Below are 24,936 nucleotides of genomic sequence, written 5' to 3'. Positions count from 1 at the left end.
GTGGGGAAGTTGAAGTGGATGGCCAATCCGTTTGCGGGGGAGCCGCCATCCGGTCTGACGGAACGGTTTTCATTGAAAGAAGCGAAGCGGGCGAGAAGCTTCCACGAAAGCCTTCCGGCGTACGCCGAAACGCCGCTTCATTCGCTCGGCGGCCTGGCCCGTGCTTTTGGCATCGGCGGATTGTACATCAAGAATGAGTCCGGGCGGTTCGGCCTGGGGGCATTCAAGGGGCTCGGCGCCTCTTATGCGCTGAGCCGGCTTCATGAAGGAAACGGGGAACCCGTCACATTCGCTACGGCCACCGACGGCAACCACGGGAAAGGGCTCGCCTGGGCGGCACGTGAACTCGGACAGCGGGCCGTCGTCTTCCTGCCGGCCGGATCCGCACAGGAGCGGGTGGACGCCATCCGGGAACAGGGGGCGGATGTGCGGGTCACGCAGTTGAATTATGACGCCACCGTCCGGCTGGCCGAAGACGAAGCGGTCCGCAGCGGCTGGCTGCTCGTGCAGGACACGGCCTGGCGCGGCTATGAGGAAATCCCGCGGCTCATCATGCAGGGCTATCTGACGCTGATCGACGAAGCGTTCGATCAGATGGAGGAAGCGGGCGCGCCGCCGGTCACCCATCTGTTCCTGCAGGCCGGCGTCGGCTCGTTCGCCGCCGCGATGGCGGCATATGCGCGGAACCGGATGGAGGAGTCCGCTCCGAAAATCATAGTGATGGAACCGGACAAGGCGGACTGTTTTTACCGGTCGGCACTGAAGGGGGACGGGGCCGCGGCCGAAGTGGGCGGCGACCTGGACACGATGATGGCGGGGCTCGCCTGCGGTGTGCCGAGTCCGGATGCCTGGCAGATCCTGAGGCCACTCGTGTCGCACTTCGCCTCATGCAGCGATGAAGTCAGCGCGAACGGCATGCGGATCCTGTCCCGTCCATCCGCGGGGAATCCCCGTGTCGTATCGGGTGAATCCGGCGCTGCGGTCGCGGTCGGCCTGCTGGACGACATCTGTCGCGTAAACCCGAAGCGTGCGGCGGAACTGGGCCTGGACGAGCGTTCGGTTGTCCTGGCAATCAACACGGAAGGCGATACCGATCCGGGGAATTACCGGAGGATCACGGGCGGTATGGGAGCACGGCCGCGAATCGAATGATTAGCTCGCCGAATCGAACGATTAGCCGTTTGAATCGAATGATTAGCTCGCCGAATCGAACGATTAGCTCTTTGAATCGAACGATTCCGATTCTCCAGTTACAAAAACAGCGCCGGACGGGGCGTCATCCCGTCCGGCGCTGTTTTCATTTCCAGCCGCGTTCGTATTGAACCGGTGCTTCGACCTCCGCACCGAGCACATTCGCCGCCCTGCGCGGCCAGTACGGGTCGCGCAGCAGTTCCCGGCCGAGCAGCACGAGATCGGCGCGGCCGTTGCGGACAATTTCCTCGGCGTGCTCGGGCTCGGCGATCATGCCGACGGCACCGGTGGCAATGCCGGCGCCGCTCCGGATCGTCTCGGAAAACGGCACCTGGTAGCCCGGGTAGCTTTCGATCCGGGCCGGCACGACGGCACCCGAGCTCACGTCGATGAAATCGACGCCCTGTTCCTTCATCCAGCGCGCCATCGGCACATAGTCGTCCGGCCCCATGCCGCCGTCCGTCCAGTCGCTTGCGGAAACCCGGACGAACAGCGGCCCGTCCCACACTTCCTTGACGGCATCGATCGTCTCGCGGAGGACCCGGTAGCGGTTTTCCGCGCTGCCGCCGTATTCGTCGGTCCGCCGGTTGGAGAGCGGAGAGAGGAATTCGTTGAGCAGGTAGCCGTGCGCTCCGTGGAGCTCGATCACGTCGAACCCGGCTTTCTTCGCCCGACGTGCCGCTTCCCGGAAAGCGGAGACGGTCGCCCGGATGTCTTCCGTAGTCATTTCCTTCGGCTCTTTGTACCGGTCATTGAAAGCGATCGCCGACGGGGCGAAGATGTCCCCGTCCGTCTCCGACTTGCGGCCGGCGTGAGCCAGCTGGATGCCTGCCGCTGCTCCGTGCTGCTTGATCAGATCCGTCAGCCGGCCGAGCCCCTCTATCTGTCCGTCTTCCCAGATGCCGAGGTCTTCATTGGAGATCCGGCCTTCCGGCTGGACCGCGGTCGCCTCGACAATGATGAGGCCGGCGCCGCCGACTGCGCGTGTCGGATAGTGGACGAGGTGCCAGTCCTGGACCCGGCCGTCCCCTTCCGGACAGGAGTACATGCACATCGGGGACATGACGATCCGGTTGCGCAGCGTCACTTCACCAAATTTGATCGATTCGAACAATGTTGCCATCCATACTCACCTTCCCCTGACAGAATTCCTTTCCATTCTATCAGTTGCCGGCGGTCACTTCCCGTCCGCGAGCTCGCGTGAGCGGTTTTCGGCTGCGCGGATGCAGGAGGCGACCGCCCGGTGGAAGCCGGCTTCATCCAGCGCGCGGAGTCCGGCAGCGGTCGTGCCGCCCGGGCTCGTCACATGCTCGCGCAGATCCGCCGGCTCCAGCCCGGTCTGCCGCATCATCGCCGCCGCCCCCTCGAGCGTCTGGATGATCAGTTCGCGCGCGTCCCTTCCGTCAAACCCGGCGGTCTTCGCCGCTTCCTCCAGGGCTTNAGCCGCGTTCGTATTGAACCGGTGCTTCGACCTCCGCACCGAGCACATTCGCCGCCCTGCGCGGCCAGTACGGGTCGCGCAGCAGTTCCCGGCCGAGCAGCACGAGATCGGCGCGGCCGTTGCGGACAATTTCCTCGGCGTGCTCGGGCTCGGCGATCATGCCGACGGCACCGGTGGCAATGCCGGCGCCGCTCCGGATCGTCTCGGAAAACGGCACCTGGTAGCCCGGGTAGCTTTCGATCCGGGCCGGCACGACGGCACCCGAGCTCACGTCGATGAAATCGACGCCCTGTTCCTTCATCCAGCGCGCCATCGGCACATAGTCGTCCGGCCCCATGCCGCCGTCCGTCCAGTCGCTTGCGGAAACCCGGACGAACAGCGGCCCGTCCCACACTTCCTTGACGGCATCGATCGTCTCGCGGAGGACCCGGTAGCGGTTTTCCGCGCTGCCGCCGTATTCGTCGGTCCGCCGGTTGGAGAGCGGAGAGAGGAATTCGTTGAGCAGGTAGCCGTGCGCTCCGTGGAGCTCGATCACGTCGAACCCGGCTTTCTTCGCCCGACGTGCCGCTTCCCGGAAAGCGGAGACGGTCGCCCGGATGTCTTCCGTAGTCATTTCCTTCGGCTCTTTGTACCGGTCATTGAAAGCGATCGCCGACGGGGCGAAGATGTCCCCGTCCGTCTCCGACTTGCGGCCGGCGTGAGCCAGCTGGATGCCTGCCGCTGCTCCGTGCTGCTTGATCAGATCCGTCAGCCGGCCGAGCCCCTCTATCTGTCCGTCTTCCCAGATGCCGAGGTCTTCATTGGAGATCCGGCCTTCCGGCTGGACCGCGGTCGCCTCGACAATGATGAGGCCGGCGCCGCCGACTGCGCGTGTCGGATAGTGGACGAGGTGCCAGTCCTGGACCCGGCCGTCCCCTTCCGGACAGGAGTACATGCACATCGGGGACATGACGATCCGGTTGCGCAGCGTCACTTCACCAAATTTGATCGATTCGAACAATGTTGCCATCCATACTCACCTTCCCCTGACAGAATTCCTTTCCATTCTATCAGTTGCCGGCGGTCACTTCCCGTCCGCGAGCTCGCGTGAGCGGTTTTCGGCTGCGCGGATGNAGCCGCGTTCGTATTGAACCGGTGCTTCGACCTCCGCACCGAGCACATTCGCCGCCCTGCGCGGCCAGTACGGGTCGCGCAGCAGTTCCCGGCCGAGCAGCACGAGATCGGCGCGGCCGTTGCGGACAATTTCCTCGGCGTGCTCGGGCTCGGCGATCATGCCGACGGCACCGGTGGCAATGCCGGCGCCGCTCCGGATCGTCTCGGAAAACGGCACCTGGTAGCCCGGGTAGCTTTCGATCCGGGCCGGCACGACGGCACCCGAGCTCACGTCGATGAAATCGACGCCCTGTTCCTTCATCCAGCGCGCCATCGGCACATAGTCGTCCGGCCCCATGCCGCCGTCCGTCCAGTCGCTTGCGGAAACCCGGACGAACAGCGGCCCGTCCCACACTTCCTTGACGGCATCGATCGTCTCGCGGAGGACCCGGTAGCGGTTTTCCGCGCTGCCGCCGTATTCGTCGGTCCGCCGGTTGGAGAGCGGAGAGAGGAATTCGTTGAGCAGGTAGCCGTGCGCTCCGTGGAGCTCGATCACGTCGAACCCGGCTTTCTTCGCCCGACGTGCCGCTTCCCGGAAAGCGGAGACGGTCGCCCGGATGTCTTCCGTAGTCATTTCCTTCGGCTCTTTGTACCGGTCATTGAAAGCGATCGCCGACGGGGCGAAGATGTCCCCGTCCGTCTCCGACTTGCGGCCGGCGTGAGCCAGCTGGATGCCTGCCGCTGCTCCGTGCTGCTTGATCAGATCCGTCAGCCGGCCGAGCCCCTCTATCTGTCCGTCTTCCCAGATGCCGAGGTCTTCATTGGAGATCCGGCCTTCCGGCTGGACCGCGGTCGCCTCGACAATGATGAGGCCGGCGCCGCCGACTGCGCGTGTCGGATAGTGGACGAGGTGCCAGTCCTGGACCCGGCCGTCCCCTTCCGGACAGGAGTACATGCACATCGGGGACATGACGATCCGGTTGCGCAGCGTCACTTCACCAAATTTGATCGATTCGAACAATGTTGCCATCCATACTCACCTTCCCCTGACAGAATTCCTTTCCATTCTATCAGTTGCCGGCGGTCACTTCCCGTCCGCGAGCTCGCGTGAGCGGTTTTCGGCTGCGCGGATGCAGGAGGCGACCGCCCGGTGGAAGCCGGCTTCATCCAGCGCGCGGAGTCCGGCAGCGGTCGTGCCGCCCGGGCTCGTCACATGCTCGCGCAGATCCGCCGGCTCCAGCCCGGTCTGCCGCATCATCGCCGCCGCCCCCTCGAGCGTCTGGATGATCAGTTCGCGCGCGTCCCTTCCGTCAAACCCGGCGGTCTTCGCCGCTTCCTCCAGGGCTTCCGTGAAATAATACACATACGCCGGGCCGCTTCCGGAAAGGGCGGTCACGAGGTGGAGATCGTCTTCCGCCACTTCCTTGACGATGCCGACCGAGCCGAGAAGCGAAAGGATGTCCCCGCGCACCCGGTCGCACACCGCATTGTTCATCGCCACGCCGGTCGCGGCAAGTCCGATCGTGGCGGACGTGTTCGGCATGGAACGCGCCACCGGCCGGCTGCCGAGGCCTTCTTCGAACGTCCGGATCGGAATCCCGGCCATCACCGACAACACTGCCGCTTCCGGATGAAGATAGGCGGCCACATCACTCATCGCCTGGCGCACGTCTTTCGGCTTCGTCGCAAACACGACGAGTTCCGCCAGTCCGACTTCCGGATGTTCTTTCTTTACCGGCACGACGCCGTATTTCTCCTTCAGCATGCCCAGACGGCCTTCATCGGATTTATTCATCACGAACACAGACGACGGGTTCACGGCCCCCTTTTCCAAAATCCCGGCCATGATGGCCTCCGCCATCGAACCTGCGCCGACAAACAGCACATTTTCCATCCCGTTCATCCTCCTTCTCAAAATAAAAGATGCGCTCTCGTCCCCGTTCATGAATCAATCATGAAAAAGGACGAAAACGCATCGTTTCCGCGGTACCACCTTCATTCACCGGTAGGGCCGGCGCGGCTCATCCCCTTTAACGCAGAGGGCTGCGGCCGTGTTTCCACGGCGGCTCAAAAGCAGGTTCGGGGCGGGAGAGGGGATGCGGCTCTCAGCCGGTGACCGCATTTTCTGTGCGCCTTCACCGCCCGTACTCGTCTTCGTCGGAGCATTCCGTTCATTCGGTTAACGTGATTATACGCACCCGGCCGTGCAGTGTCAACAGATGACGCGGCGGTTCTCCTCATGTACAATAAATGAATCACGATTCATTCAACGGAGGGGTTCCGATGATCCATACCATCACCATGCCGACGCCGTTTGCCGTCGGAGATGTCAACGCGTATTTGCTGAAAGGGGACGCGCTCACCCTGTTCGACGCCGGCACGAATACAACCGAAGCGTGGGAAGCGCTTCTGCACGGATTGAAGGAAGCCGGGTACCGGCCGGAAGACATCGAGCAGGTCATCCTGACGCATCATCATCCGGACCACGCCGGCCTCGTCGACCGTTTCGAGCGGGCGGCGTTGCTCGGGCACGCCTACAACGACCCGTGGCTGCGCCGGGACGAGGCGTTTTTTGAGCATCACGACCGATTTTATCTGGACTGCCTGACCGAAGAGGGCGTGCCGGAAGAATATTTGAAATGGGTCTCAAAAATGAAGCGTCCGGTCGGATTCATGGGCAGCCGGCCGCTCGACGGACTGCTTGGCGAAGGGGACGCCGTGCCGGGGCATCCCGGCTGGACCGCGCTCGAAACACCCGGCCATGCCCGGAGCCACCTGGCCTTCTTCAGTGAAAGCACAGGCGACATGATCGGCGGCGACCTCGTGCTCGGGAAGATCTCTTCCAATCCGCTCATCGAACCGCCGCTCGATCCGAAAGCCGGACGGCCGAAATCGCTGCTGGAATACAACGATTCGCTCCGCCGGGTTGCCGCGCTGCCGGTGGAAGTCGTCTACCCGGGACACGGCGAAGAAGTGCGGGGGATCGCGCCGCTCATTGAACACCGTCTTGATCAGCAGAAAGACCGCGCGATGAAAGTGCTCGGCATGCTGGAAGACGGGCCGAAGACGATTTTCGACCTGACCACGCGTCTGTTCCCGACGATGTATCAGAAAGAACTCGGCCTGACGCTCTCGGAGACGATCGGCCAGGCGGACTGGCTCGTCGAGGAAGGGCTCGCGGAGGAAACACGCGGGGAAGACGGGGTGCTTCATTATGAACAGGCGTAAGCGGGTGCTCGTCACCGGCGCGACCGGCGGCATCGGCCGGGCAATCGTTTCGGAACTGCTGAAGGAAGGGCATCTCGTGCTCGCCACCGGGCGCAACCGCTCAACCCTCGAAGACATCCGGCGGGAAGGGGCCGGGATCCTGGAGGCCGACCTGTCCAACGCCGCCGGACTCGACCGGGTGGCACGGGCGGCGGGAGCACCCGATGCGGTCATCCTGGCATCCGGCGTCGGTGCGTTCGTCCACGCCCATGAGCTGTCCGACGAAACGATCGACCGGATGCTCGAGGTGAACGCCGCCTCCCCGATGAAGCTGCTGCGGCGGCTCCTGCCGGGCATGATGGCTCGGGGGGCGGGGCAGATCATCTTCATCGCTTCCGCCGCGGGGAAAGTCGCCACGAAAAAAGCGTCCGCCTACGCCGCCTCCAAAGCCGCCCTCCTCGGCTACGCGGATGCGCTCCGGCTCGAGATGGCCCCGCACGGCATCACCGTCACCTCGATTAATCCGGGGCCTGTCGATACGCCATTCCTTGACCTGGCCGCTCCGTCTGCGGACTACCGGGAATCGATGGCCGGCTACCTGACCTCTCCGGAAAAAGTCGCAGAAGCCGCCGTCCGGGCACTCGGCCGTCCGGTCCGCGACATCGATCTTCCGTGGTACATGGCGGCCGCCGCCAGGGCCCATTCGATCGCTCCCGGGCTCACCGAAAAGCTCGGCCGGAATTTCTTTGAAAAGAAATGAAACTCCATACCCCCTCGACCGTCTGATCGGTTGAGGGGGTGAAAATTTTGAAGAAGTTATTGATTTTCGCCGCCACGGCGGTGCTGCTGTCCGCCTGCGGGACGGGAGGCGGCGGGGACGCCGCTCCTTCAGGAGAGACAGGGAAAGAGGATCAGCTGTCCGTGTCCGTGGAAGGGATGGAGAAGACCGAGGGACTGATCGTTGCGATCGAAGACGGCCGCGTGCTCGTCAATGACGTCTCTTATTCGATGGATGAAAACACCCACCTCGTCTCCCTCGGCGACGGCTCCGAAAAGACGCTGGCGGCCGAAGATCTGGAGAAGGGCATGAGAGTGGATGTCTACCATTCCGGCGTCGTGGCGCTGTCCTTGCCGGGCCAGGCTTACGCCGACGTGTTTGCGGTCCAAAAGGGAGAGGAAGAGATGAAGCAGGCGGAGGCATTCCGGTCGTTCCTTGAAGAAGAGGACGACCAGCCCTGGGTGATCAAAAAGGTCGAGTTCCCCGAGGGCGAAATCCGGTTTGATTATACGTCGGATTCAAACGAGGAATTCCGCGTGGAGCTGGACACGGACACAAAAGCGTACACGAAAGAACCGATCGATGACGAACATTCCGGGGAGTGATTGCAGTGAAAAAATTTCTGATCTGCGCAACGGCAACGCTTTTTCTTTCCGCCTGCGGCACCGGCGGGGGGAGCGGGGGCCAGTCGGATGGCCCGAAAGCGGAAGATAAACTGTCCGCTTCGGTTGAAGGGCTTGAAAAAGTGGAAGGGTTCATCACGGACATTGACGGCGACCGGGTGCTCGTCAATGACATCTTCTATACGATTGACGAAGAGACCCACTTCGTCAGCGTAGGAGACGGAGAAGAGCGGAAACTGGAAATCGGGGATCTGGAAAAGGGCATGCGGGCCGATGTGTACCATACGGGCATGGTCGCGCGCTCGTTCCCGGGTCAGGCGCACGCCTCGGTCTTCGTCGTGCCGAAAGACGGCCTGTCGATCAGCCAGACCGAAGCATTCCAGGCGTTCCTCGAAAAAGAGGGCAATGACTTCGTCCTCCTCGGCAAGCCGGAGCTCGGCGAAGAGACGGTCAAATTCGACTACACGATCGTCGAATCCAATGAGACCTACACCGTGGAACTCGACGTCGACAGCCACGAATATACGAAAGAACCGAAAAGCGAATGATCGGACCGCAAAACAGGCGAGACTGCAACCGGGTGACCGGCTGCGTCTCGCCTGTTTTGCTTTGAGAGACCCGGGGTCCCGGCGGGCTCCGGGCGACTTTTTTTGCTTTCTTCGGAAATGCATAAACATTTGCTTGCACCGATGATTATTCCGTGTTAAGATTCACTCATGAATAAAACATGAATAACATGAATAAACATACATGGAGGGATTGCATATGGCGAAGAAAGTCGTTCTTGCATATTCAGGAGGTCTTGATACATCGGTGGCGGTTGCGTGGCTGAAGGAAAAAGGATACGAAGTGGTCGCGGTCTGCCTCGACGTCGGCGAAGGGAAGGACCTCGCATTCGTCAAAGAAAAGGCGCTCCAGGTCGGCGCATCCGAAAGCTACATGATCGACGCAAAGAAGGAGTTCGCGGAAGAATTCGTCCTGCCGGCGCTCCAGGGCCACACGCTTTATGAGGAAAAGTACCCGCTCGTCTCGGCGCTGTCCCGTCCACTCATTTCGAAGAAACTCGTCGAAATCGCGCATGAAACGAACGCAGATGCCGTTGCGCACGGCTGCACAGGCAAGGGGAACGACCAGGTCCGCTTCGAAGTGTCGATCAAGGCGCTCGACCCGTCGCTTGAAGTGATCGCCCCTGTCCGCGAGTGGGGCTGGTCGCGCGAAGAAGAGATCGAATACGCGAAAGCGCACAACATCCCGATCCCGATCAATCTCGACAGCCCGTACTCGATCGACCAGAACCTGTGGGGCCGTTCGAATGAATGCGGCATCCTCGAGAACCCGTGGGCCGCTCCGCCGGAAGATGCATACGACCTGACGGTGTCCCTCGAAGACGCGCCGGACACGCCGGACGTCATTGAAATCGGCTTTGAGCACGGCGTTCCGGTCACGCTCGACGACGAGAAAATGGCGCTGGATGAATTGATCCTCAGCTTGAACGACATCGCCGGCAAGCACGGCGTCGGCCGCATCGACCACGTCGAGAACCGCCTCGTCGGCATCAAGTCCCGTGAAGTATACGAATGCCCGGGCGCGATGACGCTGCTCACGGCGCACAAGGAACTCGAAGACATCACGCTCGTGAAGGAACTCGCGCACTTCAAGCCGGTCGTCGGCAAGAAGCTGACCGAGCTCATCTACGAAGGACTCTGGTTCTCGCCGCTCACAAAAGCGCTCCAGGCATTCCTGCAGGAGACCCAGCAGTTCGTCAACGGCACCGTCCGCGTGAAACTGTTCAAGGGCCATGCGATCGTCGAAGGCCGCAAGTCGCCGAACTCCCTCTATGACGAAAAGCTCGCGACTTATACGAAGGAAGACGCGTTCAACCATGAATCCGCCGTCGGCTTCATCGAACTGTGGGGCCTGCCGACGAAAGTCCACGCCTCCGTCAACAAGGCTGCCGAATCCGTGAAACAGCCGGAGAAGGTGCAGTCATGACCGAAAAACTCTGGGGTGGCCGTTTCCAGAAGAGCGCCGAGGAATGGGTCGACGAGTTTGGCGCGTCGATCGGCTTCGACCGGGAACTCGTCCTGGAGGACCTGGAAGGCAGCACGGCGCACGTCCGGATGCTCGGAACATGCGGCATTCTCACCAACGATGAGACGGATGCCATCCTCGGCGGCCTCGCCCGTCTGAAAGAAAAGGCGGAAGCGGATGAACTGGAATTTTCCGTGGAACTTGAAGACATTCACCTGAACCTCGAGAAGATGCTGACGGACGACATCGGCCCGGTCGGCGGCAAGCTCCACACCGGACGCAGCCGCAACGACCAGGTCGCGACCGACATGCACCTGTACCTGAAGGCGCGCACGAAGGAAGTCATCGTGCTCATCGAAGACTTCCAGAAGGCGATCCTCGAGCAGGCGGAAGCCCATGTCGAGACGCTCGCACCGGGCTACACGCACCTCCAGCGCGCCCAGCCGGTGTCATTCGCCCATCACCTGATGGCATACTTCTGGATGCTCGAGCGGGATAAAGGCCGTTTCACAGACTCCCTCAAGCGGACCGATCTGTCTCCGCTCGGCGCGGGCGCACTCGCCGGGACGACGTTCCCGATCGACCGGCATCTGTCTGCGGAGCTGCTCGGCTTTGCCGGTGTCTATGAAAACAGCATGGACGCGGTGAGCGACCGGGACTTCATCGTCGAATTCCTGTCCGCCTCGTCGCTGCTCATGGCGCATCTGTCGCGCTTCGCCGAGGAGATCATCCTCTGGTCGAGCCAGGAATTCGGCTTCATTGAGCTCGACGACGCGTTCTCGACCGGCTCGAGCATCATGCCGCAGAAAAAGAATCCTGACATGGCGGAACTCATCCGCGGCAAAACCGGCCGCGTGTACGGCAACTTGACCGGCCTCCTCACGACGCTGAAGGGCCTGCCGCTCGCCTACAACAAAGACATGCAGGAAGACAAGGAAGGCATGTTCGACACGGTCAAGACCGTCACCGGCTCGCTCCGCATCTTCGCGGGCATGATCCGCACGATGACCGTGAATGCGGACGTCATGGAGCAGGAGGTCGGCAAGGATTTCTCGAACGCCACCGAGCTCGCCGACTACCTGGCGGCGAAAGGCATGCCGTTCCGCGAAGCGCACGAAGTGACCGGAAAGCTCGTCTTCACCTGCATCCAGAAAGGCTGCGTCCTGACAGACCTGCCGCTGTCCGGCATGCAGGAGGAAAGCCCGCTCATCGAAGAAGACATCTACGCCGTGCTCGCACCCGAAGCGGCCGTCCGCCGGAGAAACTCCTACGGGGGGACCGGATTTGACCAGGTCCGCGTGCAGATCGGCAAAGCGGAGGAGACCCTCGGCCAGCCTGCCGGCAAGTATTGATTCATCACCCGAAAAGACCGGAATTGTCCATGGCGGACGACTCCGGTCTTTTTTTTACGTTGTGGCTGACGAGTGAGGAGAGTTTGGGCACGAGTGAGGAGAGTTGGCCGCCGAGTGAGGAGAGTTTCGGCCGGTATCTCCCGGTATCTCCCCTTCGCGCCGTTTCAGCCTGCGTTTTGGCTCATTCCGTCTCGCCCGGCCGGATTTTCCCCATCGCTTCGGCCACATCCGCGGCCAGCGGGTCGTCTTCTTGGCCGAGGTGCCGGATGATGTTCCGGTAGTCGGAGTCGCTGCGGTTCTGGCTGAGCTTGAATGCGGCCTCGATCCTGCCGACCCGGATCTTGAATCCGACGATCCCCTTCAGTTCGGTTTCCAGCAGTTCAGGGGACAGTGTGTCCCAGAGTACTGGGTGTTCCCGGTGCTTTTCGTATTTCTCCATCAGGAGGGCGAGGTCCCGGTGCAGTTCTTCGCCTTCCATAATTTCCGGCTTTCCGTACACGTGCACAGCCTGGTAGTTCCAGGTCGGCACGTTTTCCTGCTCGTACCAGGAGGGGGAGATGTACGAGTGCGGACCCTGGAAGATTATGAGGACTTCTTCGTCCGCCCCGAACGCCTTCCACTGGGCATTCCCGTAGGCCAGATGCCCGGTAAGGTAATGCTCCCCGTCCACTGTGCGAAGCTGCAGGGGGATATGAGTTGCGACGGGACTGCCTTCTTTCAAGGTGACGACAATGCCGAACGGATTCGCCCGGATGAATGTTTCGATCTCTTCCATATCCCGGACCTGGTATTTTCTTGGAATGTACATGAGCAACGCCTCCAGTTTTAATCCTCTTTTTGAAAGTATACGATGTAGGCTGTCATGGAAAAAGGTACAATATTAGAAAAATCCACATGTCAGAGGATGTTGGACTATGAAAGACATCATTTTCGCTTTCCATGAAGGATCGCCGAAGTACAAGCAGGTCTATGAACGGTTCAAGCGATGGATTGAGCAAGGTGAACTGCTGCCCGGCGAGCAGCTGCCGTCCATCCGCCGCCTTGCGGATTCGCTCCAGGTGAGCCGGAACACGACACTGATGGCTTACGAACAGCTGATGGCCGAAGGATACATACAGGGTGAGAGCCGGAGGGGCTACTTCGTGAACCGGCTGGAACCGCTTTTCCTCCATGGAACGACTTCCCGGTCTGTCAGGCCCGCTCCTCCGGAACCTTCCGTAACCGTCGATTTCCGGGCGGGTGCCGTTGATCAGGCGCACTTCCCGCTGAAGGCATGGAGAAGGATTTTCAACCAGGTGCTGGCGGAGAAAGAGAGCTTCCTGTACGGAGACCCGTTCGGCGAACGGCGTCTGCGCGAACAGATTGCGTCTTACCTTTTCCAATCCCGCGGCGTGTCGGCCGATGCGGATGCCATCGTCATCGGCAGCAGCACCCAGCAGATGCTCCTCCAGCTCGGCCATGTCCTGAGGGAGGATCATTCCTCCGTCGCCGTGGAGGATCCCGGATATGACGGTGCCTGGGAGGCCTTCCGTTTCCACTCCTTCGGGATCCGGACGCTGCCGGTCCGTGAGACGGGCATTGACCTGTCTCATCTCGGAGGGACGGACGCCGGGGTGGCCTATGTCACGCCCTCCCACCAGAGCCCGCTCGGTGTCAGCATGACTATCCAGCAACGCCAGGCACTTTTGAACTGGGCCGCCTCAAGGGAGGGATACGTCATCGAGGACGACTATGACAGCGAGTTCCGGTATACCGGCAGGCCGTTCCCGGCGCTTGCGGCCACCGATTCGTCGCGGGTCGTCTACCTCGGGAATTTTTCAAAGTCTTTTCTGCCGGGGATCCGGCTCGGCTACATGGTCCTTCCGCCCGGTCTGCTCGACCGGTATCACGCCCGTTTCCAAAATTTCGAGACGACCGCTTCGCTTCCGAACCAGCTTGCCATGGCCCGGTTTATTGAGGACGGGGAATGGAGCCGCCACATCAAGCGGATGCGGCTTGTGTACAAGCGCAAGATGACGCGGCTCATTTCCGTACTGGACAGGCTTTTCGGCGGACAGGTGACGATGGTCGGGAAGGAATCGGGCCTGTTCCTCCTGATCAAGGTGCATCTTCCGTATACCGAAGAAGAACTGATCCGCCGTGCCTCCTCGCAGGGAGTGCGTGTTTATCCTTCTTCAACTTATTTTATCCGCAACCATCCCGACCGTCCCATGATCAAGCTCGGGTTCAGCAGCCTCTCTGCCGAAGAGATCGAACTTGGTGCGGAGCTTCTGAAAAAGGCGTGGTTCTAAAGCCGGCCGCGAGCGGCGCACATCCTGACCGGGATCCCTCCCGGTCTTTTTTAATGGAAACGGAGACCCGCATGCACAGCGGATCTGCTGATTTCCTTCCTCCGTTTCCCGAAATTGCCGTTGAATGATTCCGTCCGGTTTGGCTATACTGAAGGAGGGGAACACTTGTTCTAAGTAGAATCAATGCAGAGGAAGGGAGGAAATCCGGATGTACGAAGGACTGCCGGAGCGGAAAATCATCTGCCTCGACATGCGCAGCTTCTACGCGAGCTGCGCGGCGGCCGATGAAGGGCTCGACGTGATGAAAGAGCCGATCGCGATCATCGGCGACCGGGAGCGGAAGGGCAGTGTCGTGCTCGCCGCCTCTCCGCGGCTGAAAAAGGAATTCGGTGTGCGGACGGGCAGCCGGCTGTATGAAATCCCCGATGATCCGTCCATCCGGCTCATTGAACCGAAGATGGGCTTCTATATCGGCATTTCCATGGAGATCACCCGCCTCTTGAACGAGTATGTTCCAAAAGAAGCGATCCACGTATACAGCATCGACGAGGCGTTCGTCGACCTCGGCGGCACGGAGCGGCTGTGGGGCCCGCCGGAAAAGACGGCAAAGCGGATCGGCGACCAGCTGCTCGCCCAGTTCCAGATGCCGTCCGCGATCGGCATGGGACCGAACATGCTCTTGGCCAAGCTGGCACTCGATCTGGAGGCGAAAAAGCGGGGCTTCGCCAAATGGCGCTATGAAGACGTGCCGGAGAAACTGTGGCCGGTTGCGCCCCTTTCCGGCATGTGGGGCATCGGCCGCCGGCTCGAGAAGCGGCTGAACAGCCTCGGCATCTTCTCGGTCGGCGATCTTGCCCACGCGGACCTCGCCGTGCTGGAAAAGGAGTTCGGCGTGATGGGCAACCAGCTGTATCACCACGCGTGGGGCGTCGATCTGTCGGAGCTCGGCGCACCGCTCATCGAGGGCCAGGTGAGCTACGGGAAAGGGCAGGTGCTGTTCCGGGACTACTCGAAGCGCGAAGACATCCTCGCCGTCCTGCTCGAAATGTGCGAAGACGTCGGGCGCAGGGCGCGCGAAGCAAACCGGGCGGGGCGGACCGTCCATCTGTCGGCCGGCTACAGCGATGATGCGTACGGCGGCGGGTTCAGCCGGTCACGCTCCGTCGATGAGGCGATCAATGCCACGATGGCGATCTACCGGGTGTGCACGGAACTGCTTGATAAATTTCATGACGGGCGGCCGATCCGCCGCCTGGCGATCTCGCTTTCCAATCTGGAAGAAGAGCATTCCATGCAGCTGAGCCTGTTTGAGGAGAACAAATGGGAAGAACGGAAGCTCGGCGCCGCGATGGACGCCATCCGCTCGAAATACGGGCCGGCCGCCATTCTCCGGGCCGTCTCCTACACGGACGCCGGCACGGCGGTCGGCCGCGCGAAGCTGATCGGCGGCCATAAAATCTGACGGCGGAATCACCGCCGGACGGGAAAGGAGTGGTGCGGATGATCCGCGACAGGGGAAACATCAAATGGACGGCGATGATGCTGCCGGAACACCTGAAACTATTGAGGGAATGGCAGGAGGAAGAAGAGAGGCGGGAGCCGGTCGGGGCGGACCCGCAGCAGCTGGAGGAATGGGACCGGCTGATCCACGAAGCGCTGGAGTTCGGCGGCAGGCTCGCCATCCGCTGCCGGACGGTTTCCGGGGAGGTGGAATATGCGGGGCCCCTGCATCATTTCGACCCGGCGAGCGGCACGGTCCGCCTCGTGGACGGGGACGGGGAGCCGCGCATCATCCGGACCGCGGATGTAATCGGCATTTCCGCAGCCGAATAATCCGGTTTCCGCCACTTCTCCAAATTCGGAACATTTGCTACACTGGATATCGGTTCGAAAAAAAAGGGGGGACCGTATTCCGTGAAAGTATTCATGCAACTGGGGTGGTTCTTTAAGGAAAGAAAGAAGCAATACATCCTCGGCATCCTCATGCTGATCGTCGTGGCCGTGCTCCAGCTCCTGCCTCCGCGGATCATCGGGTTTGTCGTCGACGAGATCCGGCTCGGCGACCTCACGCCCGGCGGACTCGGGAAATGGCTCCTCATCCTGGCCGGAGCGGCGCTCGGCATGTACGTCCTCCGCTACTACTGGCGGATCCAGATCTTCGGCTCCTCGGTGCTGCTCGGCCGGCAGATGCGCGAGCGGCTGTTCCGCCATTTCACCGATCAATCGCCTTCGTTCTATCAGAAACGGCGGGTCGGCGATCTGATGGCGCACGCGACGAACGACCTGCGGGCGGTCCAGATGACCGCCGGCCAGGGCGTGCTGACGCTCGTTGATTCCGTCACGACCGGTGGAGCGGTCATCCTCGCGATGGCGATCACGATCAACTGGAAGCTGACGTTGATCGCGCTTCTGCCGATGCCGTTCATGGCCGTTTTGACGAGCTGGTACGGGCGCATGCTCCATGAACGGTTCCGCGGCGCCCAGGAAGCCTTCTCCGACCTGAACGACAAGACCCAGGAGAGCATCTCCGGCATCAAGGTCATCAAGACGTTCGGCCAGGAGGAAGAGGACATCGACGATTTCCGCAGGCTGTCCGCGGACGTCGTCGACAAGAACATCCGGGTCGCACGCGTGGACGCCCTGTTCGATCCGACCATCTCGCTGATCGTCGGGGTCTCGTTCTTCCTGTCGGTCGTGTTCGGGGCCCGCTTCATCCTGGCCGGGGAGATGAGCGTCGGGGACCTCGTCGCCTTCACGGCCTATCTCGGGCTGCTCGTCTGGCCGATGCTCGCATTCGGCTTCCTGTTCAACATTGTCGAGCGCGGACGCGCCTCCTACGGCCGGATCACCGAACTGCTTTCGGTCCGGCCGGAAGTGCAGGACGTCCCGGGGGCGGTCGACCGGAAGCCGGAGGGCGACCTTGTCTTTGACGTGAAGGAGTTCAAGTTCCCGGGCGATGACCGGCCGGCGCTTCACGATGTCCGCTTCGCGCTCCGGCGCGGCGAGACGCTCGGCGTCGTCGGCAGGACCGGTTCCGGCAAGACTGCCATCCTGAAGCTGCTCCTCCGGGAATTCGACGGCTTTGAAGGAACGATTACATACGGCGGCGTCCCGATCGGCGATTACCGGAAAGAGCGTCTCCGCGAGGCGATCGGCTACGTCCCGCAGGATCATTTCCTGTTCTCGACGACCATCCGGGAGAACATCGCCTTCACGGACATCGACGCACCGCTTGATGAAGTGCGGCGGGCGGCCCGGCTCGCCCAGATCGACGGCGACATCCTCGGATTCGCGGCCGGCTACGAAACGGTCGTCGGGGAGCGGGGCGTCTCGCTTTCCGGCGGTCAGAAGCAGCGCATTTCGATCGCACGCGCCCTTCTGATGGACCCCGAGCTGCTCATCCTCGACGATTCGCTTTCCGCGGTCGATGCCCGGACGGAGGAAGCGATCCTCCGCTCGCTCAAGGCGGAGCGGCAGGGGGAGACGACGATCATCACTTCCCACCGGATGAGCGCCATCCAGCATGCGCACGAAATCCTCGTCATGGACGGCGGCACAATCACCGAAAAAGGCACGCATGACGAGCTGATGGCGCTCCGGGGCCATTATTACGAAATGTACGAGCTGCAGCGGCTTGAGGCGCTCGTCGAGCAGGGAGGAGAATCATGATGGAACCTCGGGAAAAACAGCCGGTCCTGAGCAACCGGGAACAGTGGCGGGTGCTGAAGCGGCTGATGGGCTATATCCGCCCGCATGCCAAGGCGGCGGTCCTCGCCCTCGTCCTGCTCGGGCTCATGGTGCTCGGCGACGTGCTCGGGCCGGTGCTCATCAAGATCTTCATCGACGACTACCTGACGCCGGGCACGTTCCCGGCCGGTCCGCTCACGGCGCTTGCCGCAGTCTACCTCATCATTCTCGTGCTCAATACGGTGTTCGGCTACGTGCAGCTGTTCAAGTTCCAGGAGATCGCCCTCCGGATCGTCCGCCAGATCCGGATCGACGCGTTTTCAAAAGTCCAGCGGCTCGGCATGCGCTACTTTGACCGGACACCCGCCGGCGGCATCGTCTCCCGCGTGACGAACGATACGGAAGCGATCCTCGAAATGTTCGTCGACGTGCTCGTCGGCTTCCTGCAGAGCGGCTTCCTCATCATCGGCGTCTACATCGCCATGTTCATCCTGGACGTCCGCCTGGCGCTCATCACGCTGCTTTTGCTGCCGCTCATCTTCCTCATCATGGCGATCTACCGCAAATACAGTTCCGAGTTTTACCAGGATCTGAGGGAGCGGCTCAGCCAGCTGAACGGGAAAATCGCCGAATCGCTCAACGGCATGGGCATGGTCCAGGCGTTCCGGCAGGAGAAGCGGCTCCGCAAGGAATTTGGGGAGATCAACGAAAAGCATTACGACGCCGGCATGCGCAACATCAAGCTGGACGGCCTGCTTCTCCGGCCGGCGGTCGACCTCGTCTATGCGCTCGGCCTCATCCTGCTGCTGTCGTACTTCGGCATCACGTCATTCAGCAGCCCGGTGGAGGTCGGCGTCATCTACGCATTCGTCACGTACATCGACCGGTTCTTCGAGCCGATCAACCAGGTCATGCAGCGGCTGTCGATTTTCCAGCAGGCGACCGTCGCGGCGGACCGGGTGTTCAAGCTCATGGACGAACCGGACCTGGAACCTGCGCAGCCTGCAGCAAGCGGGGCGGAAATCACGGAAGGCGAAATCGAATTCCGCGATGTTTCCTTCTCCTATGACGGCCGCAACGATGTCCTGAAAAATATTTCATTCACCGCAAGGCCCGGAGAGACGGTCGCACTCGTCGGGCATACCGGCTCCGGCAAGAGCTCGATCATCAATCTGCTCATGCGCTTCTATGAGTTCGAGCGGGGGGACATCCTGATCGACGGACGGCCGATCCGCGAGTACCCGAAGGCGGAACTGAGGCAGAAGATGGGCCTCGTGCTCCAGGACCCGTTCTTGTTCTACGGCGACATCGAGAGCAATATCCGCCTGTTCAACGAGTCGATCACTCCGGCGGACGTCCGGGCGGCGGCGGAGTTCGTCCAGGCGGATCCGTTCATCCGGCAGCTCCCGGACGGCTACCGCCAGAAAGTGACCGAGCGGGGGACGACCTTCTCCGGAGGCCAGCGCCAGCTCGTCGCCTTCGCGCGCACGATGGCCACCGACCCGAAGATCCTCGTGCTGGACGAAGCGACGGCCAACATCGACACGGAAACCGAAGCGGCGATCCAGGAAGGACTCGGCCGCATGCGGAAGGGCCGGACGACGATCGCCATCGCCCACCGGCTGAGCACGATCCAGGACGCGGAACTGATCCTCGTCCTCCATCAGGGAGAGATCGTCGAGCGGGGCACCCACCGCGAGCTGATCGCCCGGAAAGGCCTGTATTTCAATATGTACCGCCTGCAGAACGGACTCGTCGGCGAAGGAGACGAAGCAGGCTGACCAGCGAACACGGGAGTGCCGACGGCTCCCGTGTTTTTTTGCGGGAAACGAAAGCAGGAGGGTCTGAAACTAAAGAGGGGCGACGCGAAACTAAATCAAACACCTTTGAAACTGAAGGAAAGGTGCCCACCCGGCAGCGCCGTTGCGCCGACAACAAACTGTCACAGGCGGAACTGGCGCAAATCCGGGATGATTTTGGTACGATAGGAGAGGCAATAAAGAAAGGGGGAACGGTATGTCGACGGACCTCAACGTGTTATTGGCATTCGGGGCGGGCTTCCTCAGCTTCATCTCCCCGTGTTCGCTGCCGCTTTATCCTGCATTCGTATCGTACATTACAGGGATGTCGCTCGAAGACCTGAAATCGGACCAGAAGAAAATGACAAGATCCGGCATCCTGCATACGCTGTTCTTCCTGATCGGGTTCTCCATCATCTTCGTGGCCCTCGGATTCGGAACTTCCCTGATCGGGGAATTCTTCCTGAAGTATGACAACATGATCCGGCAGATCGGGGCCATCTTCATCATCCTGTTCGGCCTCATGATCGTTGGGGTGCTGCAGCCGGAGTTCCTCATGAAAGAACGGAAATTCCAGTTCAAGAACCGGCCGGCCGGCTACCTGGGATCGATTGTCATCGGCCTGGCGTTCGCCGCCGGATGGACGCCGTGCAACGGCCCGATCGTCGGCGCCATCATCACGATGGCCGGGCAGCATCCGGACGCGGGCATGCTGTATATGATGTCCTATGTGCTCGGATTCGCCATCCCGTTCTTCATCTTGTCGTTCTTCATCACGAAGCTCGGGGTCATCCGGAAATACAGCAACATCATCATGAAGATCGGCGGCTGGATCATGATCCTCGTCGGGATTCTGCTGTTCTTCGACGGAATGACGAAGATCATCGGCTGGCTGAGCCCGTTCTTCGGGGACTTCCAAGGATTCTGATTTTGGAAAGAGGGGAAACACCATGGAGGAAATTACTTCATTCGACAGCTGGCTGGATGCCCTCGGGGAAGAGGAGACGCTGCTTCTGTTCGTGAAGACCGACAACTGCTCGGTCTGCGAGGCGCTGTTCCCGCAAGTTGCCGCACTGGAAGAAGAATACGGATTCCCGTTCCACTGGGCAAATGCGGCCCGTGTGCCGGAACTGGCAGGCCAGCTTTCGCTGTTTTCTGCACCCGTCGTGCTTCTCTTCAAGAAAGGCCGGGAATATGCCCGCTTTGCGCGGTTCGTGCCGATGGAGGATTTGAAGCGCCGCATGGATGAACTCGAAGCCCCGGGTGATTACAATGATCAATGATTGGATCAACTGGGTGTTCGACGAAGTGCCGGCGCCGGTCCTGATCATCGGATCTACGGTCGCCTTCGCGTTCATGGGGACGATGGCGCTCATCGTCCGCTCCAAATCGGCGAAGCGTCCGGCGAGCGCCAGGAAGATTCTGCTGCCGCCGGTCATGATGTCCACTGGAGCGCTCATGTTCCTGTTCGAGCCGTTCCGGGTTCCGTGGGCACATGTCCTGGAGGCGGCGCTCGTCGGCCTGCTGTTTTCCATCGTGCTCATCAAGACCTCGAAGTTCGAAACGGTCGGCGATGATATTTATCTGAAGCCGTCGAAGGCGTTCATCTTCATCCTCGTCGGCCTGCTCATCTTCCGAGTGGTCGCAAAGCTCATCCTGAGCAGCTCGATCGATGTCGGGGAACTGGCCGGCATGTTCTTCCTGCTGGCATTCGCCATGATCGTCCCGTGGCGCATCGCGATGTATATCCAGTTCCAGAAGCTGAACCGGCAACGATCGCTCGCTGCCTGACAATTGAATCGGAATCGAAAAAAGGCGCAGAAACCGATCTGCGCCTTTTTTCTTTGGATAAGGTAATTTTGGGACTGCGGACCACGATGGTCATGGGGAACAGGGTGACCGGAAAGCTACCGGAAGTGCGGGTGAAGCGGACGCGGGAATCCGGGCCTCCCGGCTTGCGGGCGCGAAAATGGCCGAAGCGGGCGCGAAAAGCCTCCGAGCGGGCGCGAGAATGGAAAATGCGGGCGCGAAAAGCCTTCGAGCGGTCACGAAAATTCCCCGCACGGACGGCCCAGGACCGCAAAGCGGGACTGCGCCTCTGAAAAATCCGTCCGAGGAAACGCGCCTCCGAAAAGCAGAACTGCGCCTTTGAAACCGTCCCGCGCGCCCCCGAAAAATCCGTCCGAGGAAACGCGCCTCCGGAAAGCGGGACTACGCCTTTGAAACCGTTCCGTGCGCCCCCGAAAAATCCGCCCGGAGAAACGCACCTCTGAAAACCGGTTACGCGCCTTCGAAACTGCCCTTCGCGCCTCCGGAAAAACGCACGAGGAACTGCGCCTCCCCAAACACTTTTGTACACCTTCAAAATATTACACAAAAGCCGCCGCCCTGCATACACGGGACGGCGGCTTTCATTCATTATGATCAGAACAGCTGTTCATATGGGCGGATGTCGATTTTCATCTCGTCGAGCTTTTTGCGGAGGAATTTATGGTCCCGTTTCGGCGTGGCAAGAATATAGCCGCGGATGATATGGTCAAACTCAATCCGCTTCGCCTTCTCCTCAAGCGCGATCTGTCCGATCCTGCCCGCGATCTTCTGCTTCGCGACCGGGCGGAACAGCTCGGGGACAGGGGCGACGAGCTCATTGAGCATTTCCTTGGACTCGGCCGTCCAAAGCTTGAGGGAGCGATCCACGTAATATTCTTCCCAGTCGAGCGTGGATTTCCCGTCTTCTTTCGGGAACACCTTCAGGAATTTGCGGAACATGAAAAAGCCGCCGATGGCAAACAGGCCGACCAGGATGACGACCCAGAACAGGATAAACCAGAGGAACCAGCCTTGGAGCAACATTCTCACCTCTTTTGGATTCTCTCTCATTATAAGGGGGAAGGCGAAAAATTTCATCCCCTGGTATCCTTCCGGCCTAAACCCTCTATGTAACGGGTGAAAGGAGGGGATGCAAAATGGCGAGCATCGAATTCAAGGATGCCTCCGTGCGGCTTTACTTTGACGCCGGCATGGACGGCGAAGGGAAACCGATCCGCAAGACGAAGACTTACCGGAACGTCACCGGACAGTCGAGCGCGGAGGAGTTGCTGCAGGTGGTGACGGCACTCGGGGGCCTGTCGGAATACACGTTTGTTTCGGCGGACAAGATCGAGACGGGCTTCATCATGGCTTGACCGGCTTGATGACCTGGCGGAAAACGGATAAAGGGAAAGGGGGAGAAGAGGCATGACGAAAACATTGGAGCTGGGCTTCCTGACGTCCGGCGGAAAGAAAGTGAGCCTGACGGTCGACGAGCCGAAAGAGGGGCTGACGGCGGCTGAAGTGCGCGAGAGCATGGAGGCCGTCATTTCAACCGGCGCGTTTGGTGCGGAAGGGCATCCGCTGGCGGAAGTGGAGAGCGCGCGCATCATCGCGCGCGAAGTGACCGATCTGATCATGGCGTGACAACAGGGCCTTCCGGAAACGCTCCGGAGGGCCCGTTTTTGAATCGGGAGAAAGGAGGGCACATCGATGGAACAGTGGATGTCATTCATACAGGATCTCGGATTTCCGATTTTCGTATCGTTTTATCTGATGCACCGTGTGGAGTCGAAACTGGTGGCCATCCATGATGCACTGGTTTCGATGAATGCGTCATAGGACAATAAATTGTCGGAAAGAAGGGGCGCATGCAGCTTGAACAGGAGAAGGCCATCCGCTAAGATGGGGAATGACGAGAAATGTGGGAGGCGGACATAGATAATGAGAAAACTCCTGTCATTCACGGCTTTTGCATTGATGGCGGCACTGCTGCTAGGCGCATGCAATGCGGGCAAGTTCAATGGGGACTTCAACTGGAAAGTCGAGCCGTTCGAATTTACGAACCAGCACAATGAGAAAGTATCCCTTGAGGATCTGGAGGGCAAGCCTTGGCTCGCGCAGTTCGTCTTCACCAACTGTGATTCGGTCTGCCCGCCGATGATGTTCAACATGGCGGAACTTCAAGACCGGATTGCGAAAGAAGGAATCGAGGACTACAAAATCGTTTCGTTCAGTGTCGATCCGGAACACGATACCCCGGAGGCACTGCAGGAATACCTGGATATGTACGATGTGGCGGATCAGTCCAAATGGGAGATGCTGACGGGCTACACCCAGGAAGACATCGGCAAAATGGCGGTGAAATCCTTCAAGACGCCGGTCATCGATGATCCGAACTCCGATCAGGTCACCCACGGCACTTCGTACTTCCTCGTCAATCAGGAAGGGCACGCCGTGAAAAGCTACAGCGGATTTGAGGACGTTCCATTCGACCAGATCACGGAAGATCTGAAAGCACTCATCAAAGAAGGGTCATGACCCGGGGGCCGGCGCGTGCCGGCCCTTTCCATTGGGAGGGACACGATGGCCAGGAAAAGAAAAGCGAAAAAGCCGAAACGGCGCCTCCGGAAACGGGGCTGCTTCCTGTCGGCTGCCATCCTCCTCATCCCGGTGATGATGGTGCTCTATGTGATGACCGCCTTGTTCTGGGACCGGCTGAGGGAACTCCCGGGCATCCGGGAACTGAACGAGTATGCGCTCCATGCGCCGGACAGGCTGTTTGATGTCGACGTGCCGGAGAATTACATTCCGCTCTACAAGGAAGCGGCGGACGCATACGGGATCCCTTGGACGCTCCTCGCGGCCCATCACCGGGTCGAGACCCGGTTCAGCACGATGGATCCGCTCATTTCCCCGGCAGGCGCGGAGGGCCATATGCAGTTCATGCCGTGCACGTGGGTCGGCTGGGAGCATCCGACGTGCTCGGGTCTCGGAAAAGGGGAAATCCCGGAAGAAGAGAAAACGGATCCCGAGGTCATCAGGAAATACGGGGGATACGGGGTTGATGCGGACGGGGACGGAAAGGCGGATCCGTTCAATCTGAAAGATGCCATCTACAGCGCAGCCTTCTATCTGTCGGAGAACGGAGCGGCGGACGGGGAAATTGAACAGGCCGTGTTCCGCTATAACCACAGCGACCGGTATGTAAAAGACGTCATCGCCTTTTATGAAGACTACGAAGCAAGGGTCGATGAACTGGAATAAGCACAAAAAAAGGACCCCGCAAGGTCCTTTTTTTCGTTCGGATTATGCTTTGCGCATAGCTTTGAGGATAAAGCTCACAATGAACACGAGGATGATTGCACCAATCAGAGCCGGTACAATGGCAATCCCGCCAAGATCAGGGCCCCAGTCTCCGAAGAGGGCGCCGCCGACCCACGCACCGATGATCCCTGCAATGATGTTGCCGATGATGCCGCCAGGGATGTCTTTACCAAGAATGAGTCCTGCGAGCCAGCCGATGATTCCGCCGACGATCAAATACAAAATGAATCCCATGTCGCTTCCACTCCTTTTGTTTGTTTTTAACTAATGTCGCTTACAGTATTTGATATATCCATTTTGTGCAGAAC

At 60.4% G+C, this 24,936-nt stretch carries 28 protein-coding genes; 20 read left to right on the top strand and 8 right to left on the bottom strand.

Features of this window, described 5'->3' with window-relative positions; all coding sequences use genetic code 11:
- A complete protein-coding gene (locus BN1189_RS13015) occupies positions 1–1,152 on the top strand; it encodes a diaminopropionate ammonia-lyase (protein ID WP_218922851.1) in 1,152 nt (383 codons plus the stop codon).
- A 145-nt stretch (positions 1,153–1,297) separates the two neighbouring features.
- On the opposite strand, the gene namA (BN1189_RS13010) is transcribed toward BN1189_RS13015, so the two are convergent.
- The 5 genes from namA (BN1189_RS13010) to proC all read right to left on the bottom strand — a co-directional run bounded on the left by namA (BN1189_RS13010) (position 1,298) and on the right by proC (position 5,618).
- The gene (gene namA, locus BN1189_RS13010; RefSeq protein ID WP_040228653.1) at positions 1,298–2,314 is read right to left on the bottom strand and encodes an NADPH dehydrogenase NamA; all 1,017 of its coding nucleotides are present in this window, start codon (positions 2,312–2,314) and stop codon (positions 1,298–1,300) included.
- Between the two features lie 54 nt (positions 2,315–2,368).
- Entirely contained in the window at positions 2,369–2,680 is a 312-nt protein-coding gene (locus BN1189_RS13005; protein ID WP_082194265.1) for a pyrroline-5-carboxylate reductase family protein, read from the bottom strand.
- Positions 2,595–3,641 carry an NADPH dehydrogenase NamA gene (gene namA / locus BN1189_RS13000; protein ID WP_040228651.1) on the bottom strand — a complete coding sequence of 349 codons (1,047 nt, stop codon included), beginning with the start codon at positions 3,639–3,641 and terminating at the stop codon, positions 2,595–2,597. The genes BN1189_RS13005 and namA (BN1189_RS13000) overlap by 86 nt, the downstream gene beginning before the upstream one ends.
- Positions 3,642–3,695: 54 nt before the next feature.
- On the bottom strand, positions 3,696–4,754 hold the full coding sequence (namA, locus tag BN1189_RS12995; protein WP_052455853.1) for an NADPH dehydrogenase NamA: 1,059 nt from the start codon (positions 4,752–4,754) through the stop codon (positions 3,696–3,698).
- Between the two features lie 54 nt (positions 4,755–4,808).
- Positions 4,809–5,618, bottom strand: a complete 810-nt coding sequence (gene proC, locus BN1189_RS12990) for a pyrroline-5-carboxylate reductase (protein WP_040228650.1) — start codon at positions 5,616–5,618, stop codon at positions 4,809–4,811.
- Positions 5,619–6,007: 389 nt separating this feature from the next.
- Here proC and BN1189_RS12985 point away from each other — a divergent pair, with 389 nt between their 5' ends.
- The 6 genes from BN1189_RS12985 (at position 6,008) to argH (ending at position 11,715) form a co-directional block, all read left to right on the top strand.
- Positions 6,008–6,952, top strand: coding sequence for an MBL fold metallo-hydrolase (locus BN1189_RS12985; protein WP_040228648.1), 945 nt, complete (start codon positions 6,008–6,010; stop codon positions 6,950–6,952).
- Positions 6,939–7,691 carry an SDR family NAD(P)-dependent oxidoreductase gene (locus BN1189_RS12980; RefSeq protein ID WP_052455852.1) on the top strand — a complete coding sequence of 251 codons (753 nt, stop codon included), beginning with the start codon at positions 6,939–6,941 and terminating at the stop codon, positions 7,689–7,691. The genes BN1189_RS12985 and BN1189_RS12980 overlap by 14 nt, the downstream gene beginning before the upstream one ends.
- Before the next feature lie 47 nt (positions 7,692–7,738).
- Positions 7,739–8,314, top strand: coding sequence for a hypothetical protein (locus BN1189_RS12975; RefSeq protein ID WP_040228646.1), 576 nt, complete (start codon positions 7,739–7,741; stop codon positions 8,312–8,314).
- 5 nt (positions 8,315–8,319) lie between these two features.
- Positions 8,320–8,880, top strand: a complete 561-nt coding sequence (locus BN1189_RS12970; protein ID WP_040228645.1) for a hypothetical protein — start codon at positions 8,320–8,322, stop codon at positions 8,878–8,880.
- 217 nt (positions 8,881–9,097) lie between these two features.
- Positions 9,098–10,324: an argininosuccinate synthase gene (locus BN1189_RS12965; protein ID WP_040228643.1), complete on the top strand. Its 1,227-nt coding sequence runs from the start codon at positions 9,098–9,100 to the stop codon at positions 10,322–10,324.
- Positions 10,321–11,715, top strand: coding sequence for an argininosuccinate lyase (gene argH, locus BN1189_RS12960; protein ID WP_040228642.1), 1,395 nt, complete (start codon positions 10,321–10,323; stop codon positions 11,713–11,715). The genes BN1189_RS12965 and argH overlap by 4 nt, the downstream gene beginning before the upstream one ends.
- Positions 11,716–11,896: 181 nt before the next feature.
- Here the strand turns inward: argH and BN1189_RS12955 are convergent, their stop codons facing one another.
- Positions 11,897–12,523, bottom strand: a complete 627-nt coding sequence (locus BN1189_RS12955) for an FMN-binding negative transcriptional regulator (protein WP_040228640.1) — start codon at positions 12,521–12,523, stop codon at positions 11,897–11,899.
- A gap of 106 nt (positions 12,524–12,629) precedes the next feature.
- Between BN1189_RS12955 and pdxR the strand changes: the two genes are divergently transcribed.
- From pdxR to BN1189_RS12915, 8 genes are all read left to right on the top strand, one after another.
- Complete coding sequence (pdxR, locus tag BN1189_RS12950) at positions 12,630–14,006, top strand: MocR-like pyridoxine biosynthesis transcription factor PdxR (RefSeq protein WP_040228639.1); 1,377 nt, start codon at positions 12,630–12,632, stop codon at positions 14,004–14,006.
- 208 nt (positions 14,007–14,214) lie between these two features.
- Positions 14,215–15,468, top strand: coding sequence for a Y-family DNA polymerase (locus BN1189_RS12945; protein WP_040228637.1), 1,254 nt, complete (start codon positions 14,215–14,217; stop codon positions 15,466–15,468).
- A 38-nt stretch (positions 15,469–15,506) separates the two neighbouring features.
- On the top strand, positions 15,507–15,839 hold the full coding sequence (locus BN1189_RS12940) for a YolD-like family protein (protein WP_040228636.1): 333 nt from the start codon (positions 15,507–15,509) through the stop codon (positions 15,837–15,839).
- Between the two features lie 81 nt (positions 15,840–15,920).
- Positions 15,921–17,675: an ABC transporter ATP-binding protein gene (locus BN1189_RS12935; protein WP_040228635.1), complete on the top strand. Its 1,755-nt coding sequence runs from the start codon at positions 15,921–15,923 to the stop codon at positions 17,673–17,675.
- Positions 17,675–19,474, top strand: coding sequence for an ABC transporter ATP-binding protein (locus BN1189_RS12930; RefSeq protein ID WP_040228634.1), 1,800 nt, complete (start codon positions 17,675–17,677; stop codon positions 19,472–19,474). The genes BN1189_RS12935 and BN1189_RS12930 overlap by 1 nt, the downstream gene beginning before the upstream one ends.
- A gap of 235 nt (positions 19,475–19,709) precedes the next feature.
- Positions 19,710–20,420 carry a cytochrome c biogenesis CcdA family protein gene (locus BN1189_RS12925; protein ID WP_040228633.1) on the top strand — a complete coding sequence of 237 codons (711 nt, stop codon included), beginning with the start codon at positions 19,710–19,712 and terminating at the stop codon, positions 20,418–20,420.
- A gap of 22 nt (positions 20,421–20,442) precedes the next feature.
- The gene (locus BN1189_RS12920; RefSeq protein WP_040228632.1) at positions 20,443–20,775 is read left to right on the top strand and encodes a thioredoxin family protein; all 333 of its coding nucleotides are present in this window, start codon (positions 20,443–20,445) and stop codon (positions 20,773–20,775) included.
- Positions 20,765–21,283 carry a CcdC family protein gene (locus BN1189_RS12915; RefSeq protein WP_052455851.1) on the top strand — a complete coding sequence of 173 codons (519 nt, stop codon included), beginning with the start codon at positions 20,765–20,767 and terminating at the stop codon, positions 21,281–21,283. Before BN1189_RS12920 ends, BN1189_RS12915 begins: the two co-directional genes overlap by 11 nt.
- Before the next feature lie 633 nt (positions 21,284–21,916).
- Here BN1189_RS12915 and BN1189_RS12905 read toward each other — a convergent pair.
- Positions 21,917–22,345, bottom strand: coding sequence for a DUF2621 family protein (locus BN1189_RS12905; RefSeq protein WP_040228630.1), 429 nt, complete (start codon positions 22,343–22,345; stop codon positions 21,917–21,919).
- Between the two features lie 113 nt (positions 22,346–22,458).
- Between BN1189_RS12905 and BN1189_RS12900 the strand changes: the two genes are divergently transcribed.
- From BN1189_RS12900 to BN1189_RS12880, 5 genes are all read left to right on the top strand, one after another.
- Positions 22,459–22,677, top strand: a complete 219-nt coding sequence (locus BN1189_RS12900; RefSeq protein WP_040228628.1) for a DUF1659 domain-containing protein — start codon at positions 22,459–22,461, stop codon at positions 22,675–22,677.
- Positions 22,678–22,729: 52 nt separating this feature from the next.
- The gene (locus BN1189_RS12895) at positions 22,730–22,948 is read left to right on the top strand and encodes a DUF2922 domain-containing protein (protein WP_040228626.1); all 219 of its coding nucleotides are present in this window, start codon (positions 22,730–22,732) and stop codon (positions 22,946–22,948) included.
- Between the two features lie 66 nt (positions 22,949–23,014).
- Complete coding sequence (locus BN1189_RS12890) at positions 23,015–23,143, top strand: YvrJ family protein (RefSeq protein ID WP_082194264.1); 129 nt, start codon at positions 23,015–23,017, stop codon at positions 23,141–23,143.
- A 102-nt stretch (positions 23,144–23,245) separates the two neighbouring features.
- Positions 23,246–23,842, top strand: coding sequence for an SCO family protein (locus BN1189_RS12885; protein WP_040228625.1), 597 nt, complete (start codon positions 23,246–23,248; stop codon positions 23,840–23,842).
- Between the two features lie 45 nt (positions 23,843–23,887).
- Complete coding sequence (locus tag BN1189_RS12880) at positions 23,888–24,568, top strand: lytic transglycosylase domain-containing protein (protein ID WP_040228624.1); 681 nt, start codon at positions 23,888–23,890, stop codon at positions 24,566–24,568.
- A 42-nt stretch (positions 24,569–24,610) separates the two neighbouring features.
- Here the strand turns inward: BN1189_RS12880 and BN1189_RS12875 are convergent, their stop codons facing one another.
- The gene (locus BN1189_RS12875) at positions 24,611–24,862 is read right to left on the bottom strand and encodes a GlsB/YeaQ/YmgE family stress response membrane protein (protein WP_040228623.1); all 252 of its coding nucleotides are present in this window, start codon (positions 24,860–24,862) and stop codon (positions 24,611–24,613) included.
- Positions 24,863–24,936: the final 74 nt, after the last annotated feature.

The sequence above is a fragment of the Bhargavaea cecembensis genome (assembly GCF_000826125.2).
Classification (GTDB): domain Bacteria; phylum Bacillota; class Bacilli; order Bacillales_A; family Planococcaceae; genus Bhargavaea; species Bhargavaea cecembensis_B.
The sequence above is the reverse complement of the archived record's forward strand: the minus strand, read 5'-3'. Positions and strand labels throughout refer to the sequence as shown.

Excerpts from the sequence above, each read along its gene's own strand:
- namA (WP_040228653.1), bottom strand. The coding sequence starts at position 2,314 with ATGGCAACATTGTTCGAATCGATCAAATTTGGTGAAGTGACGCTGCGC.
- proC (WP_040228650.1), bottom strand. The coding sequence starts at position 5,618 with ATGGAAAATGTGCTGTTTGTCGGCGCAGGTTCGATGGCGGAGGCCATC.
- BN1189_RS12985 (WP_040228648.1), top strand. The coding sequence starts at position 6,008 with ATGATCCATACCATCACCATGCCGACGCCGTTTGCCGTCGGAGATGTC.
- BN1189_RS12980 (WP_052455852.1), top strand. The coding sequence starts at position 6,939 with ATGAACAGGCGTAAGCGGGTGCTCGTCACCGGCGCGACCGGCGGCATC.
- BN1189_RS12965 (WP_040228643.1), top strand. The coding sequence starts at position 9,098 with ATGGCGAAGAAAGTCGTTCTTGCATATTCAGGAGGTCTTGATACATCG.
- argH (WP_040228642.1), top strand. The coding sequence starts at position 10,321 with ATGACCGAAAAACTCTGGGGTGGCCGTTTCCAGAAGAGCGCCGAGGAA.
- BN1189_RS12955 (WP_040228640.1), bottom strand. The coding sequence starts at position 12,523 with ATGTACATTCCAAGAAAATACCAGGTCCGGGATATGGAAGAGATCGAA.
- pdxR (WP_040228639.1), top strand. The coding sequence starts at position 12,630 with ATGAAAGACATCATTTTCGCTTTCCATGAAGGATCGCCGAAGTACAAG.
- BN1189_RS12945 (WP_040228637.1), top strand. The coding sequence starts at position 14,215 with ATGTACGAAGGACTGCCGGAGCGGAAAATCATCTGCCTCGACATGCGC.
- BN1189_RS12940 (WP_040228636.1), top strand. The coding sequence starts at position 15,507 with ATGATCCGCGACAGGGGAAACATCAAATGGACGGCGATGATGCTGCCG.
- BN1189_RS12930 (WP_040228634.1), top strand. The coding sequence starts at position 17,675 with ATGGAACCTCGGGAAAAACAGCCGGTCCTGAGCAACCGGGAACAGTGG.
- BN1189_RS12925 (WP_040228633.1), top strand. The coding sequence starts at position 19,710 with ATGTCGACGGACCTCAACGTGTTATTGGCATTCGGGGCGGGCTTCCTC.
- BN1189_RS12920 (WP_040228632.1), top strand. The coding sequence starts at position 20,443 with ATGGAGGAAATTACTTCATTCGACAGCTGGCTGGATGCCCTCGGGGAA.
- BN1189_RS12915 (WP_052455851.1), top strand. The coding sequence starts at position 20,765 with ATGATCAATGATTGGATCAACTGGGTGTTCGACGAAGTGCCGGCGCCG.
- BN1189_RS12905 (WP_040228630.1), bottom strand. The coding sequence starts at position 22,345 with ATGTTGCTCCAAGGCTGGTTCCTCTGGTTTATCCTGTTCTGGGTCGTC.
- BN1189_RS12900 (WP_040228628.1), top strand. The coding sequence starts at position 22,459 with ATGGCGAGCATCGAATTCAAGGATGCCTCCGTGCGGCTTTACTTTGAC.
- BN1189_RS12895 (WP_040228626.1), top strand. The coding sequence starts at position 22,730 with ATGACGAAAACATTGGAGCTGGGCTTCCTGACGTCCGGCGGAAAGAAA.
- BN1189_RS12890 (WP_082194264.1), top strand. The coding sequence starts at position 23,015 with ATGGAACAGTGGATGTCATTCATACAGGATCTCGGATTTCCGATTTTC.
- BN1189_RS12885 (WP_040228625.1), top strand. The coding sequence starts at position 23,246 with ATGAGAAAACTCCTGTCATTCACGGCTTTTGCATTGATGGCGGCACTG.
- BN1189_RS12880 (WP_040228624.1), top strand. The coding sequence starts at position 23,888 with ATGGCCAGGAAAAGAAAAGCGAAAAAGCCGAAACGGCGCCTCCGGAAA.
- BN1189_RS12875 (WP_040228623.1), bottom strand. The coding sequence starts at position 24,862 with ATGGGATTCATTTTGTATTTGATCGTCGGCGGAATCATCGGCTGGCTC.